Source organism: Acinetobacter sp. I-MWF (assembly GCF_025433935.1).
In the GTDB taxonomy this organism is placed as follows: Bacteria; Pseudomonadota; Gammaproteobacteria; order Pseudomonadales; family Moraxellaceae; genus Acinetobacter; species Acinetobacter guillouiae.
On sequence record NZ_JAMBAR010000001.1, the window covers coordinates 1,451,624 to 1,468,867 of the forward strand.

7 protein-coding genes are annotated in these 17,244 nt (G+C 41.6%); all 7 read left to right on the plus strand.

The features are described from left to right. Positions 1-91: 91 nt before the first annotated feature. Complete coding sequence (locus M2R48_RS06895; protein ID WP_262085547.1) at positions 92-8,653, plus strand: MBG domain-containing protein; 8,562 nt, start codon at positions 92-94, stop codon at positions 8,651-8,653. 3 nt (positions 8,654-8,656) lie between these two features. Next, positions 8,657-10,342 (plus strand): ShlB/FhaC/HecB family hemolysin secretion/activation protein, encoded by a 1,686-nt coding sequence (locus M2R48_RS06900; protein ID WP_262085548.1) that lies wholly within the window; start codon positions 8,657-8,659, stop codon positions 10,340-10,342. Positions 10,343-10,866: 524 nt separating this feature from the next. Continuing rightward, positions 10,867-11,619, plus strand: a complete 753-nt coding sequence (gene hutC / locus M2R48_RS06905; protein ID WP_004721807.1) for a histidine utilization repressor — start codon at positions 10,867-10,869, stop codon at positions 11,617-11,619. Then, the gene (locus M2R48_RS06910; protein WP_239046049.1) at positions 11,616-12,197 is read left to right on the plus strand and encodes a HutD family protein; all 582 of its coding nucleotides are present in this window, start codon (positions 11,616-11,618) and stop codon (positions 12,195-12,197) included. Before hutC ends, M2R48_RS06910 begins: the two co-directional genes overlap by 4 nt. Positions 12,198-12,443: 246 nt before the next feature. Beyond that, positions 12,444-14,111 carry a urocanate hydratase gene (gene hutU / locus M2R48_RS06915; RefSeq protein ID WP_262085549.1) on the plus strand — a complete coding sequence of 556 codons (1,668 nt, stop codon included), beginning with the start codon at positions 12,444-12,446 and terminating at the stop codon, positions 14,109-14,111. An 82-nt stretch (positions 14,112-14,193) separates the two neighbouring features. Further along, on the plus strand, positions 14,194-15,732 hold the full coding sequence (hutH, locus tag M2R48_RS06920; protein WP_262085550.1) for a histidine ammonia-lyase: 1,539 nt from the start codon (positions 14,194-14,196) through the stop codon (positions 15,730-15,732). Positions 15,733-15,796: 64 nt separating this feature from the next. Next, positions 15,797-17,209 (plus strand): amino acid permease, encoded by a 1,413-nt coding sequence (locus tag M2R48_RS06925; RefSeq protein WP_262085551.1) that lies wholly within the window; start codon positions 15,797-15,799, stop codon positions 17,207-17,209. Positions 17,210-17,244 lie beyond the last annotated feature (35 nt).

A 17,244-nucleotide genomic window follows, 5' to 3' on the forward strand; every position in this document is an offset into this window, starting at 1 on the left:
ATGCAAAATACCCAATTTCAGGTATATCTCTATATTTCCCCATTTGATCTAATGATTGATATTTGATCAAAAAGTAGATTTGGGGATTATCATGAATAAAATTTATAAAGTTATTTGGAATTCACAACTTAGGTGTTGGCAAGCCGTTTCAGAATTGGCGAAAAATCATAGCACTTCACAAAGTACTGTAGACCATAAAAACGCACTGAAGGGTGGTGTTCACAGAGCATCAGGGATAAATTTAATCCGATTGGCTTTTTGGGGGCTGGCTTTATTGCCGTTATCGATTTATGCCGCAATTTCTAATACGGAACTGCCTACAGGCGCCAATATCACTCAAGGTTCAGCCAACATTTCCCAAAATGGCAACGTTTTAAATATTCATCAAAATAGTCAAAACCTTTCGACAAACTGGAATACTTTTAATATTGGTAAAGATGCGACGGTTAATTTTAATCAGCAAAACCAGTCATCTATAGCCATTAATCGGGTTTTGGATAGCAATGCATCGCAGATTATGGGGCGTTTAAATGCCAATGGGCAGGTGTTTTTACTCAATCCAAATGGTGTGGTTTTTTCTAAGACAGCTCAAGTGAATGTTGGCGGTTTGGTTGCTTCAACTTTAAGTTTGAACGATGCGGATATTCAAAATGGGAAATATACTTTAAAAGGCAATGCCAATAGCACAGCAACGATAGAAAATAACGGCACTATTCAAACTTTATCAGGTGGAACTGTTGCGCTGATTGCGCCCAATGTTAAAAATACCGGCTCTATTGTGACACCGAATGGCGTTACTCATCTCACCGCTGCCAGTCAAGTCACTCTTGCTTTACAGGATGGTTCACTCACCCAGTACCAAGTTGATCAAGGGGTATTCAAAGGTTTAGTAGACAATGGCGGTGCAATCCTTGCCGATAATGGGGCTGTATATTTAACTGCAAAAGCCAAAGACAGCTTAAGTAAAGCTGTGGTCAATCATAGCGGGATTATTGAAGCCAATCGCTTAAGCCAAAATGCCAAAGGTGAAATCATTCTGTTAGGTGATATGCAAAATGGTGAAACAAATGTCAGTGGTCTGCTTAAAGCTGAAGGGAAAAATGGTCAAGATGGTGGGTTTATTGAAACCTCTGCAGCTCAAGTAAAGATTGAGAATAGTACGGTGGTGTCCTCTCATTCTGAGGGCGGGAAAATCGGAAACTGGTTGATCGACCCTACCGATTTCAGCATTAATTCGGGTAATGCATCAGCAAGCAGTAGCGGCATAGGCGCAACCACTTTAGCAAGCAGTCTTGCAACCAGTAATGTCATATTACTAACCAGCACTACGGGTAACCAAAAGGGTGATATCAATGTTAATGCTGATGTGACTTGGGGGAGTGCGAACAGCCTGACTTTAAATGCACAAAATGACATCAACATTAATGCCAACATCACAGCGACCAATAATAGTGGCAAACTTAATTTGATATATGGACAAAACACGGCCAATACCAGCGCAAATTATTATATTAACAATAGCGCAAAAATAAACTTAAAGGCTGGGCAGAATTTTAGTACCCAAAAAGGCACGGCTGCTACTATTAACTATCAAGTCATTACGGCTTTGGGTGCACAGGGTTCGACAACAAGTCAAGATTTACAAGGGATCAACGGGAACCTGAGTGGTAATTATGTGTTGGGTGCAGACATAGATGCCAGCAGTACGGCGCTGTGGAATGGTTATACCGGATTCGACCCAATTGGCTTTTATAATGCAAATTTGAGTCCAACGGATCTCTCACAGCAGGCTTTTCGTGGACGGTTTGATGGATTAGGTCATGCGATTAGTGGATTAAGTATTGACTCTATGTATCAGGGCATTGGACTGTTTGCGATTACGCATCAGGGTGCACTTATACAAAATGTTGGACTGAATAGTATAAGTTATTCGGGTTATGGAAAAACAGGCGGGATCGTGGGGATTAATCTAGGCACGATTAATAATGTTTATGTCAATGCAGGCTTAGTCACAGGTAATACCGAGCAGTATGGCGGATTGGTGGGTTGGAACTATAATTCAGGAAATATTTTAAATTCTTATGCCAATGTGACTGTAAAAGGAAAATATTCGAATAATAATTATATTGGCGGTCTGGTTGGTTATAGTGATGGTGTTGTAAATTCTTCTTTTGCAACAGGCGCGGTGACAGGAAATAATTATGTTGGCGGTTTAATTGGTGCTATATCAGGACAAATTAACAATTCTTATGCAACAGGTACTGTTATTGGAAGTCAGTATGTTGGAGGGTTGGTTGGGTTCAATGGCGGTAGTGTTGACAAAAATTATTCTTCTGGAAGTGTAACTGGTGGGCAGTATGTTGGTGGTCTTGTTGGTGGTGGTAATGGTACAACCACAAATAGTTTCTGGAACACCAGTACTTCTGGAAGAACAAGCAGTGCTGGTGGTGTAGGAAAAACCACAACAGAACTTCAGCAAATTTCTACTTTTGCAGGTTGGGATATTGATGATGCAGGTGGTACAGGAAAAGTTTGGCGTATTTATGAAGGACGATCTGCGCCGTTACTACGTCATTTCCTAAAACCCTTGGTCACAGAAATTGTCGCTAATTTTTCTGACAAAATTTATGATGGATCGATAGCTTCTGGAACGCTGGCTTCAGGACTGAATTATAAAACAACCAGTAAAAATGCAGGGATTTATAGTTTAAATGATGGCTCAATTCTGATTAGTGGTGTTCCAATCGCAGCAAATACAACACAGTTTGGCGATGATGTAATTTATAAAGAAAATGGTGGATCAGGTTCATTAACAATCGCGAAAAGAGATTTAAATATTAATGGCTTGAGCGCTGCTGACAAAGTCTATGATACATCAAAAGTAGCAACATTATCGGGTACTGCTGGAGTGACAGTGTTGTCAGGTGATTCAGTGACACTTTCGGGTATTGGATTGGGATCATTTACTGATAAAAATGTGGGGAATAATAAAAATGTGATTGTGTCGGGTTATACGCTGACTGGAACAGATGCTTTAAATTACAACTTGCTACAGCCGACAAATCTTAAAGCCAGTATAACGCCTGCAGTTTTAACCATTAATGGAATAAGTGTTGCAGATAAAACGTATGATGGCTTGTTCAATGCGACCTTAAATGGTACTGCTTCAATAAATCCATTTGCTGGAGATTTTGTTGGATTGACTGGTAGTGGTATAGGAACATTTACAGATAAGAATGCAGGAATCAGGTCTGTGATCGTAACAGGCTATAACTTAACAGGTGCGGATGCAGGAAATTATACTTTTAGTCAGCCTATAGGTTTAAGCGCCACAATTCATAAAGCACAAGCCATTGTAACGGCCAATAGTTTAAATACGGTCTATAACGGTAAAGATCAAACGGCTACTGGCTTTACTGCGACAGGTTTGGTCAATGGCGAAACTACAAGTGTATTGTCAGGTGTTTCTGCAACTGTCACAGGCAAAGATGCAGGCAAATACACCAACACAGTAACAGGTGTAGACAAGAACTATGATCTGACACTTATTGATGGCTCATTAGATATTGCCAAAGCTAAAGCCACCGTAACCGCCAATAGCGTATCAACCACCTATAACGGTAAAGATCAAACGGCTGTTGGCTTTAGTGCAACAGGCTTGGTCAATGGCGAAACTACAACTGTATTGTCAGGTGTTTCAGCAACTGTCACAGGTAAAGATGCCGGTAGTTATGCCAATACAGCCACAGGTACAGATAAGAACTATGAGTTAAGTTTTGTTAATGGCTCTTTGGATATTGCGAAAGCTAAAGCCACCGTCACCGCCAATAGCGTAACAACGACCTATAATGGTAAAGATCAAACAGCTGCTGGCTTTACTGCAACTGGTTTAGTTAATGGTGAAACTGAATCTGTCTTATCAGGTGTTTCTGCAACTGTCATAGGTAAAGATGCAGGTCAGTACACCAATACCGCCACAGGTATAGACAAGAACTATGAGCTAAGTTTTGTTAATGGCTCTTTGGATATCGCCAAAGCTAAAGCCACTGTAACAGCCAATAGTGTAACAACGACCTATAACGGTAAAGATCAAACAGCTGCTGGCTTTAGTGCAATAGGCTTGGTCAATGGTGAAACTGAATCTGTCTTATCAGGTATTTCAGCCACTGTGACTGCTAAAGATGCAGGTCAATACACCAATACCGCAACGGGTCTAGACAAGAACTACGAGTTAAGCTTTGTCGATGGCTCATTAGATATTGCTAAAGCTAAAGCGACAGTGACAGCCAATAGTTTAAATACAGTCTATAACGGTAAAGACCAATCGGCTGCTGGCTTTAGCGCGACTGGTTTGGTCAATGGTGAAACAGAATCAGTACTCTCAGGGGTCAGTGCAACGGTTACTGCTAAAGATGCTGGCAAATACACCAATAGTGCAACGGGTCTAGATAAAAACTACGAGTTAAGTTTTGTTGATGGTTCCTTAGATATCGCCAAAGCCAAAGCCACTGTGACCGCCAATAGTTTAAATACCGTCTATAACGGTAAAGGTCAAACGGCTGCTGGCTTTAGCGCGACAGGTTTGGTCAATGGTGAAACAGAATCAGTACTCTCAGGCGTAAGTGCAACGGTGACTGCTAAAGATGCTGGCAAATACACCAATACCGCAACGGGTCTAGACAAGAACTATGAGTTAAGTTTTGTTGATGGTTCTTTGGATATCGCGAAAGCGAAAGTCACCGTAACCGCCAATAGTGTATCAACTACATATAACGGTAAAGATCAAACGGCTGCTGGCTTTACTGCAACTGGTTTAGTTAATGGTGAAACTGAATCTGTCTTATCAGGTGTTTCAGCAACCGTGACTGCTAAAGATGCAGGTCAATACACCAATACTGTAACGGGTCTAGACAAAAACTATGAACTGATGCTTATTGATGGCTCTTTGGATATTGCTAAGGCTAAAGCCACTGTCACCGCCAATAGTTTAAATACAGTCTATAACGGTAAAGGTCAAACAGCTGCTGGCTTTAGTGCAACAGGCTTGGTCAATGGCGAAACTACAACTGTATTGTCAGGTGTTTCAGCAACGGTGACTGCTAAAGATGCTGGCAAATACACCAATAGCGCCACAGGTATAGACAAGAACTATGAGCTTAGTTTTATTGATGGCTCATTAGATATTGCTAAAGCCAAAGCCACTGTGACCGCCAATAGTTTAAATACAGTCTATAACGGTAAAGTCCAAACGGCTGCTGGCTTTACTGCAACAGGCTTAGTCAATGGTGAAACTGAATCGGTATTGTCAGGTGTTTCAGCAACGGTGACTGCTAAAGATGCGGGTCAATATACCAACACGGCAACGGGTCTAGATAAAAACTATGAGCTAAGCTTTGTTGATGGCTCATTAGATATCGCTAAAGCCAAAGCCACTGTCACCGCCAATAGTTTAAATACAGTCTATAACGGTAAAGACCAAACAGCTGCTGGTTTTAGTGCGACAGGTTTAGTTAATGGTGAAACTGAATCTGTCTTATCAGGTGTTTCAGCAACGGTGACTGCTAAAGATGCTGGTAAATACACCAATACTGCAACGGGTCTAGACAAGAACTATGAGTTAAGCTTTGTTGATGGCTCATTAGATATTGCTAAAGCCAAAGCCACTGTGACCGCCAATAGTTTAAATACAGTCTATAACGGTAAAGACCAAACAGCTGCTGGCTTTACTGCAACAGGTTTGGTCAATGGTGAAACAGAATCAGTACTTTCTGGTGTTTCGGCAACGGTGATTGCTAAAGATGCTGGCAAATACATCAATAGTGCAACGGGTCTAGACAAGAACTATGAGTTAAGCTTTGTTGATGGTTCCTTAGATATCGCCAAAGCCAAAGCCACTGTGACCGCCAATAGTTTAAATACAGTCTATAACGGTAAAGACCAAACAGCTGCTGGTTTTAGTGCGACAGGTTTGGTCAATGGTGAAACAGAATCAGTACTTTCTGGTGTTTCGGCAACGGTGACTGCTAAAGATGCTGGCAAATACAACAACAAAGTAACAGGTGTAGACAAAAATTATGATCTAACGCTTATTGATGGCTCTTTGGATATTGCTAAGGCTAAAGCCACTGTAACTGCCAATAGTGTATCAACCACCTATAACGGTAAAGGTCAAACAGCTGCTGGCTTTACTGCAACTGGTTTGGTCAATGGCGAAACCGAATCGGTATTGTCAGGTGTCAGTGCAACGGTGACTGCTAAAGATGCTGGCAAATATACCAATAGTGCAACGGGTCTAGACAAGAACTACGAGTTAAGTTTTGTTGATGGATCGTTGGATATTGCTAAGGCTAAGGCGACTGTCACCGCCAATAGCATATCAACCACCTACAATGGCAAAGACCAAACAGCTGCTGGTTTTAGTGCGACAGGTTTGGTCAATGGTGAAACAGAATCAGTACTTTCTGGTGTTTCGGCAACGGTGACTGCTAAAGATGCTGGCAAATACAAAAACAAAGTAACAGGTGTAGACAAGAATTATGATCTAACGCTTATTGATGGCTCTTTGGATATTGCTAAGGCTAAAGCCACTGTGACCGCCAATAGCGTATCAACCACCTATAACGGTAAAGATCAAAACGCATCTGGTTTTAGTGCGACAGGCTTAGTTAATGGTGAATCAGAATCTGTACTCTCAGGTGTAACTGCAACGGTGACTGCTAAAGATGCAGGCCAATACACCAACACGGCAACAGGGCTAGATAAAAACTACGAGCTAAGCTTTGTCGATGGCTCATTAGATATTGCTAAAGCCAAAGCCACTGTTACGGCTAATAGTGTATCAACTACTTATAACGGTAAAGACCAAACGGCTGCTGGTTTTAGTGCAACAGGTTTGGTCAATGGTGAAACTGAATCAGTACTCTCAGGTGTCAGTGCAACGGTGACTGCTAAAGATGCAGGTCAATACACTAATACTGCAACAGGCATAGATAAAAACTACGAGTTAAGTTTTGTTGATGGTTCCTTGGATATTGCTAAAGCCAAAGCCACCGTAACAGCCAATAGCATATCAACTACTTATAACGGCAAAGACCAAAACGCATCTGGCTTTACTGCAACAGGTTTGGTCAATGGTGAAACAGAATCAGTATTATCAGGCGTAACTGCCACGGTGACTGCTAAAGATGCAGGCAAATACAACAACACAGTAACAGGTGTAGACAAGAACTATGATCTGACGCTTATTGATGGCTCTTTGGATATTGCGAAAGCTAAGGCGACTGTGACCGCCAATAGCGTATCAACCACCTATAATGGTAAAAATCAAACTGCTGCTGGCTTTAGTGCGACAGGTTTGGTCAATGGTGAAACCGAATCGGTATTGTCAGGTGTAACTGCAACGGTTACCGCTAAAGATGCTGGCAAATACACCAATACTGCAACGGGTCTAGACAAGAACTACGAGTTAAGTTTTGTTGATGGCTCATTGGATATTGCTAAAGCCAAAGCCTCCGTAACAGCCAATAGTGTATCAACCACCTATAACGGTAAAAATCAAACTGCTTCTGGTTTTAGCGCTTCTGGTTTAGTCAATGGAGAGACAGAATCTGTACTCTCAGGTGTCAGTGCAACGGTTACCGGCAAAGATGCTGGCAAATACACCAATACTGCAACGGGTCTAGATAAAAACTATGAGTTAAGCTTTGTTGATGGGGCTTTAGATATCGCCAAAGCGAAAGCCACAGTAACTGCCAATAGTTTAAATACAGTCTATAACGGTAAAGATCAAACTGCTGCTGGTTTTAGTGCTTCTGGTTTAGTCAATGGAGAGACAGAATCTGTATTATCTGGTGTAAGCGCAACGGTTACCGGCAAAGATGCTGGCAAATACACCAATAGCGCAACGGGTGTAGACAAAAATTATGAGCTAACTTTTGTTGATGGTGCATTGGATATTGCGAAAGCTAAAATTAACCAAGTGACAGGCATTAGCGCCAATAATCGTATTTATGATGCAACCACCAACGCAACATTAAATACTGGATCAGCACAATTCACTGGTATGGTTGCAGGCGATGAATTGAAAGTTGCTTCAGCAACTGGACAATTCAGTGATAAAAATGTGGGTATAGCAAAACAAGTCTCGATTCAGGGTGTCAGTTTAAGTGGTGCAGATGCACACAACTACGAGTTGGTGAATAACACTGCACAAACTACGGCAGATATTCGCCAAGCCAATATTCAAAACATTGCTGGAATTACGGCCAACAATCGTACTTATAATGGATTAACTGCCGCTGAGCTTAATCTCAGCAACGCACAATTCAACGGCATCTACGCTGGGGATAATTTAAACGTTGCAACAGCAACAGGACAATTTGACAGTGCAACCACAGGGCAAGCAAAAAATGTATCGATTACAGGTTTAAGTCTAGGTGGCTTAGATGCTCAAAACTACAAACTTGTGGATACGACTGCTGTGACCACAGCTGATATTTATCTGTTAACCCCTGCAGCATATTTACAAGCCATACAATTCAAACGACCTCGTTATTTGCCTGAAACCAATAACGTCTTAAATACAGTTGATTTAGATGTACGCCAAGGTGGAGTTAACACTGCAGGTATTCAAATTTTGGCAGGGGAGCACTAATTGATGAAACAACAACACAATATATTGGCAACATCTGTGGCTGCTTGTCTGATGCTTTTGACCAGCAGTAACCATGCAGCGCCAGCACCTAATGCGGGTCAACTGCTACAACAACAGCAACAAGGACAAAACCTTGAACCACAGGCTGCTGTTCAGGTAGAAAGTTCAGCAAGCAATAACGTACCTAATTCACCTGATATCCAAATCTCTGTACGCAAAATTGAAATCACTGGAAATAGTCGTTTTAGCACAGCGCAATTGCATCACTTAGTGGCGGATGCCGAAGGTAAACAATTGAGTCTTCAGCAACTTTGGCAAGTAGCCCAAAAGATTACCACTTACTACCAGCAACAGGGCTATGCATATAGCCGAGCTTATCTGCCTCAGCAGAATCTAAGTCAGGGCGTAGTACGTATCAATGTACTCGAAGCGTATTATGATCAAACCCAGATTGATAATCAAAGTCGAACGCAAAACTGGCTGATTGAACAAACCGTTGCGCCACTTAAACAAGGTGAGCGGATCAACGGTGACCAGATGCAACAACAACTCAAACTGCTCAATCGTTTAAATGGAGTCAATACCCGAAATGTTTTGACCCCTGGTGCAACAGTCGGAAGTAGCCAACTCAATGTTGAAGTACAAAATGCAGCCATGTTGAATGGTTATATTGGCGCAGATAACTTTGGTAATCGTTATACCAGTCAAGTGCGTGGAACCGCTGGAATTTCTGCCAACAACCTAGCAGGCTTAGGTGATGAACTGAGTTTAGATGTAATGACTGCAGGCAAACGCATGAACTACGGGCGCGTGGGTTATGCCTTTACCTTTACAGGAATGGGTACTCGGGCAGGCGCAAGTTATTCTTATCTAGATTATGAACTTGGAAAAGAGCTAAAAAACATTGGCGCAGAAGGGAGTGCTGCACAAAGTAGCGTATTCATTAGCCAACCTGCCTTACTGACCAATAATGCAGAAGTCCTTCTCAGCTTACAATACGATCATAAACAACTGAAAGATGATATTCAGCTCAATCAATATTACAAACATCGAAATATTGACGTGGTGACTGCCCGACTGGATGGCTCGCAGTTTGATCAATTCTTGGGTGGAGGCTTAACCCAATATGGTGCCTCAACCAGTTATGGTCGTGTGAAATTTAAAAACGATGATGCCGCTGCTTTAGATGCGCAAACAGCGAAGACAGCTGGAGACTATTATACAGCTACATTGAATCTGTCACGCTTACAAAACCTAAGCAATAAGGGCACGCAAGGCTATTTGGGAATTTATGGACAATACAGTCCTTATAATCTAGACAGTGCAGAGCAATATCTAGGTGGTGGTCCATTTAATGTTCGTGGTTATGAATCGAGTCAATTTGCAGGCTCTACAGGTTATTTGGCCACGGCAGAACTGAGACAAAGTTTATTTGCCGATGCAAAGCATCAGCTAACAGCGAAAGTATTTATCGATACAGCAGAAGTCACGTTAAATGCTAAGCGTTGGGCAGGTGTGACAGGCGATAATCAAGTTCAAATCAGTAGTGCAGGTTTAGGTCTGAACTGGACGAGTGCGTGGAATATTCAAGCCAATGCAGAAGTTGCCTTTCCAATTGGAAATACGCCAGAGCAGTTGCAAGACCGCGATAATCACCAGTACTGGTTGAGTTTAAGAAAGACTTTCTAATTTGATTGAATAAATAAGGAGGCTTTTGCCTCCTTATTTATGTCGCCACGCGATAGCAACACGCTGTATGGTTAAACTCAATTTATTTGAGTAACGAAAAACGCCCTCCTTTAAAAAGGTGAGAAGTATTAACTTTGCAAGGAGGAGGATTTGAACAACCTGTGTCGAAACTTCATAAGAGAGCAGATTTACAATCTGAGTAAAAACTTAGCAAAGGGGATTTAAAAACCTAGCTGGTGAGAATAAAACTTACACAGCCACACTTTACATTTAAAGTTTAAATTCTTTTGCGTAGATGAAGTCAAACCTTGTGCTGCAAACAAAGCCGATTAATATTCATTGGGTGACCGCTACACCATCTATGATTAAATGATGCAAAAGCAAAATGATTAAATTGATATAAGTTGGAATGCCATTGATGAGTAATGGATATTTTTATCATGATTATTTGTATAGGCTTGTATATACAAATAACATCGACTCAAGATACAATGAGTTAGAATATTTTGTATGAGTTTTAGCCAATGTCAAGAGCGTCAAAGCACAATGATCTAGACTTATCTCTAGAAGAAGATAGTCCTGTTCCTTTGTATTTGCGCGTGAAGCAAATGATTTCACAAAAAATTTATGAAGGAACATGGACTGTAAATAAAAAAATTCCTTCAGAAAGTGAGTTGGTGAATTTACTGGGTTGTAGTCGTATGACGGTCAATCGGGCATTGCGCGAACTGACCAGTGAAGGTTTATTGGTGCGCATACAAGGTGTTGGCTCTTTTGTCGCTGAAGGGCAAGGTCGTACAGCATTATTTCATGTGAATAATATTGCAGAAGAAATTATTGCGAGAAATCATAAACATCATGCTGAAGTATTGGTACTTGAACAAATTCAAGCCAATGAAGAACAAAGTCGATTAATGCAAATTCGAGAAGGACAACGACTATTTCACTCGATCATTGTGCATTATGAAAATGATGTGCCTGTGCAGATCGAAGATCGTTTAGTTGATCCCGTACTGATTCCAGATTATTTGGCACAAGATTTTAAAACTATCACGCCTAATGCCTATTTAATGTCAAAAGCACCTGTTACTGAAGGTGAGCATGTGGTTACTGCGATTCTTGCTTCAGCACAAGAATGTAAATGGTTAAAAATCAATAAAACAGAGCCTTGTTTATTGATCCGTCGTAGAACATGGTCCAATAAACAACTGATCTCCAGTGCAAGACTGATTTATCCTGGCAGTCGCTATTATTTGGAAGGTAAATTTACCCAATGATTGAGCTTTTAAAAGCCAGCCATTATAAAAAAATGCGATGGAAAAATGGGGAAGGCTATACGCTTGAAATCGCCCGTAGCGTCGGTGAAAGCTTAGCTGAGTTTGATTGGCGGATTTCGATGGCTGATGTGAAAACATCGGGTGATTTTTCCAAGTTTAATGGGATGAATCGCTTTTTGACGGTATTGGAAGGTCAAGGTCTTTCACTGCGTATAGATGATGATTTTAAGCACTTAAAAACATTGCAGTCTGTCGAGTTTCGTGGAGACAGTGTGGTCAGTTGTGAATTGCTGGCAGGGTACATTCGAGATTTTAATTTGATTTATAATCCGAAAAAGTTTGATGCACAGTATCAGTGGATTTTCTCTCCAGAAGCCTTAGAAATACCCATATTATCTGACGTGATGTTTATTTTTAATCAGAGTGTTGAAGCTTTGGTTATCGAAATTGATCAACAGATTTTTCATTTGGAACATCAAGACAGCCTTAAACTTGAAAATGAAAAATCATTGAAAGCTATCACATTAAATCATCAATTTTTAAAGCAAACTTGTCTAATACAACTTACAGAAATCTAAATTTTATTGATTTTACTTAAACGCATACAACCTGAAGTTGTCTGCGTTTTTTTGTTTTTATGAAAAATAAATCTATTTATTTTATATGTTTATAATTTTTTTTAAAAATAATTTAAAAAGCATCTTTTCAATATTAAAGATTTGTGTAGTATATAGATGTATATACAAGTTAGTACATTGCTATACAGTGAATGCAGTTTAATTTGCTGGTTTAAACTCAAAGGAAGGAGTCCTATTGTGACAACAATGACAACAAAATTTCGTGATGTAGAAATTCGCGCACCTCGTGGTACTAAGCTCAATGCAAAAAGTTGGTTGACTGAAGCTCCACTGCGTATGCTGATGAATAATCTTGATCCTGATGTCGCAGAGAATCCAAAAGAGCTTGTTGTTTACGGTGGTATTGGTCGTGCTGCACGTAATTGGGAATGTTATGACAAGATCGTTGAAACACTTAAAACTTTAGAAAATGACGAAACTTTATTGGTTCAATCAGGTAAACCCGTCGGTGTGTTCAAAACACATAAAGATGCACCACGTGTTCTTATTGCTAATTCAAACTTAGTTCCACATTGGGCAAATTGGCAACATTTCAACGAGCTAGATGCTAAAGGCTTGGCAATGTATGGTCAAATGACCGCAGGTTCTTGGATCTATATCGGCAGCCAAGGCATTGTACAAGGCACCTATGAAACTTTTGTTGAAGCTGGTCGCCAGCACTACAACGGTGACTTAACAGGTCGTTGGGTGTTGACTGCTGGTTTAGGTGGAATGGGAGGGGCTCAGCCTTTAGCCGCGACATTGGCAGGCGCTTGCTCGCTTAATATTGAATGCCAGCAAGCCAGTATTGATTTCCGTTTACGTACACGTTATGTCGATGAACAAGCTATAGATTTAGATGATGCTTTGGCGCGTATCGACCGTTATACCAAAGAAGGCAAGGTGATTTCGATTGCGCTACATGGCAATGCAGCTGAGATTTTACCTGAATTGGTTCGCCGTGGCGTTCATCCGGACATGGTGACGGATCAAACCAGTGCACATGATCCACTCAATGGCTATTTACCAATTGGTTGGACATGGGAAGAATATCGCCAACGTGCCAAAACTGAGCCAGAAGTAGTGGTAAAAGCTGCAAAACAATCTATGGCAAAGCATGTACAAGCGATGTTGGATTTCCAAAAAATGGGTGTTCCAACCTTTGACTATGGCAATAATATTCGTCAAATGGCGCAGGAAGAAGGCGTAGAAAACGCATTTGATTTCCCAGGTTTTGTACCTGCCTATATCCGTCCATTATTCTGTCGTGGTATTGGACCATTCCGTTGGGTTGCACTTTCAGGTGATCCAGAAGATATCTATAAAACAGATGCAAAAGTTAAAGAATTGATTCCAGATGATGAACATTTACATCGTTGGTTAGACATGGCAAGAGAACGGATTAGCTTCCAAGGCTTACCAGCACGTATTTGCTGGGTTGGTTTAGGCTTACGTGCAAAATTAGGTCTGGCATTTAACGAAATGGTACGTAGTGGTGAGCTTTCAGCGCCAATCGTCATTGGTCGTGATCATTTAGACTCAGGCTCAGTTTCCAGTCCAAACCGTGAAACTGAAGCAATGCAAGATGGTTCTGATGCTGTATCTGATTGGCCATTGCTGAATGCTTTACTTAATACAGCAGGTGGTGCGACTTGGGTTTCATTACATCACGGTGGTGGTGTAGGAATGGGCTTCTCTCAACACTCAGGTGTCGTGATTGTTTGTGATGGTACGGATGAAGCAGCAGCACGTATTGCTCGTGTGTTGACCAATGACCCAGCAACAGGCGTGATGCGTCATGCAGATGCTGGTTATGATATCGCTGTTGAATGTGCCAAGGCGCAAGGTTTGAACTTGCCAATGATCACCAAATAAAAGACAAGGACATTACGATGCTTTTTGCAATTGTGTAAACAGCATCGTAAGAGAACAATATAGCGCAAAACAGGACGTCAAAATGGAACTCTTAATTCAACCAGGCAAGCTCACACTCGCAGATCTTCGCCAAGCGTATTTAAATCCAATCAAAGTTAAACTGGATGACAGTGCTTATGCTGGCATCAATGCAAGTGTTGCATGTGTCGAAAAAATTGTGAATGAAGGACGTACAGCATACGGTATCAATACTGGCTTTGGCTTACTCGCTTCAAGTAAAATTGCCCCTGAAGACTTAGAACAATTACAGCGTTCATTGGTACTTTCTCATGCCGCTGGTGTGGGTGAACCTTTAGATGATGCGATGGTTCGCTTAATTATGTTGTTAAAGGCCAATAGCTTGGCACGTGGTTTTTCTGGTATCCGTCCTAAAGTGATTGATGCAATCCTTGCTTTGATCAATGCAGAAGTTTATCCGCATATTCCATTGAAAGGTTCAGTCGGCGCTTCAGGTGACTTGGCACCCCTTGCACATATGTCTCTGGTTTTACTCGGTGAAAGTAAAGCACGCTATAAAGGGGAATGGTTACCAGCAGTTGAAGCACTTAAAATTGCAGGTTTAGAACCGATTACTTTAGCGGCTAAAGAAGGTTTGGCACTTTTAAATGGTACACAAGTTTCAACAGCATACGCATTACGTGGTCTATTTGAAGCAGAAGATTTATTTGCTGCTGCGACCGTTTGTGGTGGATTAAGCGTTGAAGCTATGCTCGGTTCACGTGCACCATTTGATGCACGTGTCCATGAAGTTCGTGGTCAGCGTGGTCAAATTGATGTTGCCGCTGCATATCGTGACTTATTGACTGAATCAAGTGAAATCGCACATTCACATGAAGATTGTAGCAAGGTTCAAGACCCGTACTCACTGCGTTGCCAACCTCAAGTGATGGGGGCTTGTTTAACGCAAATTCGCCAAGCGGCAGAAGTATTAGCGATTGAGTCGAATGCCGTTTCAGATAACCCATTGGTGTTTGCGGCAGAAGGTGACGTCATCTCAGCAGGTAACTTCCATGCTGAACCCGTGGCAATGGCTGCTGATAATTTGGCCTTAGCGATTGCTGAGATTGGCTCACTGTCTGAACGTCGTGTTTCGATGATGATGGATCGCCATATGTCACAGCTTCCTCCATTTTTGGTTGCCAATGGTGGGGTGAATTCGGGCTTTATGATTGCTCAAGTAACAGCCGCTGCGTTGGCCAGTGACAATAAAGCACTTGCACATCCTGCCAGTGTTGATAGTTTACCGACCTCTGCAAATCAGGAAGACCATGTTTCCATGGCGCCTAATGCAGGAAAACGCTTGTGGTATATGGCTGATAACGTTCGCGGCATTCTCGCAGTTGAGTGGTTAGGTGCATGTCAAGGACTTGATTTCCGTGAAGGATTGAAAAGCTCTCCTAAACTTGAACGTGCCCGCAAAATTCTGCGTGATCAAGTGGCGTATTACAGTGAAGATCGTTTCTTCGCGCCAGATATCGAACAAGCAAGTGAATTGCTCGCAAGTGGTTGTCTGAACCAACTGCTGATTGCGCAGCTACTACCGAGCTTGTCTGAAGTGTGATCAATAAAACGGTCACATGGAGTGACCGAATCTAACTAAATTTCCTCAAGGATTGGAGATTATAATGTCACAACACTCCACATTACAGCGGGGGTTAAACACCCGTCATATCCGTTTTTTGGCATTGGGTTCAGCGATTGGCACGGGGCTTTTCTATGGATCAGCAACGGCAATTAAAATGGCAGGTCCGTCTGTTTTAATTGCTTATATGGTTGCAGGGATTGCAATTTATATTGTGATGCGAGCATTAGGGGAAATGGCTGTTCATAACCCCGTATCAGGTTCTTTTAGTGAATATGCCTCGAATTATCTTGGCCCTTTAGCTGGTTTTACTACAGGCTGGACCTACGTCTTTGAAATGATCATTGTCGCCTTGGCTGACGTGACTGCTTTTGGTATCTATATGGGGTTTTGGTACCCCGATGTGCCACGATGGATCTGGATTTTATCGCTGATTATGTTCTTAGGTGCAATTAACCTGATCCACGTTAAAGTCTTTGGTGAAGTCGAGTTCTGGCTGTCCATCGTCAAGGTCAGCGCTATTGTCGCCATGATTTTGGGTGGTTTTGGTCTAATGATCTATGGCTTTAATGCAGATCACACCGGCTTTGTACCTGGTATTCAAAACTTATGGATTCATGAGGGTTTTATGCCCAATGGGATTATGGGTTTAGTTGCCTGTTTATCTGTTGTGGTATTTGCATTCGGTGGCATCGAAATCATTGGGATCACAGCGGGTGAGTCACAAGATCCGAAAACGTCAATTCCACGTGCAATTAATGCGGTTCCAGTACGTATCTTACTTTTTTATATTCTGACAATTTTTGTATTGATGTCGATTTTCCCATGGAATCAAATTGGTAGCCAAGGCAGTCCATTTGTACAAATTTTTGAAAATTTAGGCATCAAATCTGCAGCAACTGTTTTAAATATTGTGGTCATTACAGCTGCAATTTCCGCGATCAATAGTGATGTATTTGGTGCAGGTCGTATGCTGTATGGGATGTCTAAGCATAAACAAGCACCTCAAGTGTTCCAGAAAATTTCACGTAATGGTGTTCCTTGGATGACTGTGGTGGTGATGGCTGGTGTGTTACTTGTTGGCGTCGTGCTTAACTATCTCATCCCTGAAAATGTATTTATTATCATCGCCTCAATTGCAACATTTGCAACGGTTTGGGTGTGGTTGATGATCTTACTTTCTCAAGTGGGTATGCGTCGTAAATTGTCTAAATCAGAAATTAAAGCATTAGATTTCCCCGTGATTGGCTGGCCTTATGCACCTGCATTTGCCATTGTATTTATGCTGTTTATTTTAGCCATGATGGGATATTTCCCAGACTCACGACCTGCACTTTATGTCGGTATAACATGGTTAGTTCTACTTTGGATTGCTTATACGATATGGGTGAAGCCCAAGCAAAACTTAGTAAAAGATAAACCAGATCTTCAACAAAACGTCGAAATGGAAAGCTGATACTGAAGCTGCCCAAGCGTGATTAACGCATGGGC

Excerpts from the sequence above, each read along its gene's own strand:
- hutC (WP_004721807.1), top strand. The coding sequence starts at position 10,867 with ATGTCAAGAGCGTCAAAGCACAATGATCTAGACTTATCTCTAGAAGAA.
- M2R48_RS06895 (WP_262085547.1), top strand. The coding sequence starts at position 92 with ATGAATAAAATTTATAAAGTTATTTGGAATTCACAACTTAGGTGTTGG.
- M2R48_RS06910 (WP_239046049.1), top strand. The coding sequence starts at position 11,616 with ATGATTGAGCTTTTAAAAGCCAGCCATTATAAAAAAATGCGATGGAAA.
- M2R48_RS06925 (WP_262085551.1), top strand. The coding sequence starts at position 15,797 with ATGTCACAACACTCCACATTACAGCGGGGGTTAAACACCCGTCATATC.
- hutU (WP_262085549.1), top strand. The coding sequence starts at position 12,444 with ATGACAACAAAATTTCGTGATGTAGAAATTCGCGCACCTCGTGGTACT.
- M2R48_RS06900 (WP_262085548.1), top strand. The coding sequence starts at position 8,657 with ATGAAACAACAACACAATATATTGGCAACATCTGTGGCTGCTTGTCTG.
- hutH (WP_262085550.1), top strand. The coding sequence starts at position 14,194 with ATGGAACTCTTAATTCAACCAGGCAAGCTCACACTCGCAGATCTTCGC.